Source organism: Pseudomonas sp. SDO52101_S400, assembly GCF_054071635.1.
In genome coordinates, this window is record NZ_JBSVWF010000144.1 from 1 (window position 1) to 752 (window position 752).

General features: G+C 64.1%; 1 protein-coding gene. It reads left to right on the top strand.

Annotated elements, in window-relative coordinates:
• Positions 1-752: RHS repeat domain-containing protein (locus ACW9HX_RS29085; protein ID WP_457383216.1), on the top strand; the 752-nt coding region annotated here is incomplete at both ends.

Here is a 752-nt window from a genome sequence, read left to right on the forward strand (position 1 = left end):
GACGATGTGCCGGAAAACTTCGCCCACGACCCGGCCGGCAACCTGCTGCTGCAGGACCGTCCAGGCCCGGCCCGCGTCCAGGGCAATCGCCTGCTGATGCAGGGCGACCGCCATTACGACTACGACGCCTTCGGCAACCTGATCCGCGAACGGCGCGGCCGCGCGCAGACACTCGTCACCGAATACCGCTACGACAGCCAGCACCGCCTGATCGGCCTGACCCGCCCCGACGGCAGCAGCGCCACCTACCAATACGACGCCTTCGGACGACGCATCCGCAAAACCGTCGACGGCCAGATCACCGAGTTCTTCTGGCAAGGCGAGCACCTGATCGCCGAAAGCAGCAAAGAACAGCACCGCAGCTTCATCTACGAACCCGGCACCTTCCGCCCGTTGGCCCTGCTCGACGGCAAAGGCCCGAAACGCGCCTGCCCGTTCTACTACCAGCTCGACCACCTCGGCACCCCGCAGGAACTGACCGACTACAGCGGCGACATCGTCTGGTCGGCCAAATACAGCGCCTACGGCAAGGTCACCTCGCTGGAACTGGCGACCGAGGATTATCTCAATCAGCCGCTGCGCTTTCAGGGGCAGTACTTCGATGAAGAAAGCGGGCTGCATTACAACCGGCATCGGTACTACGACCCGGAGGTGGGGCGGTATTTGACGCCGGATCCGGTGAAGTTGGCGGGAGGGTTGAACCAGTACCGGTACGTGCCGAATCCGACGGGGTGGGTGGATCCGTTGGGGTT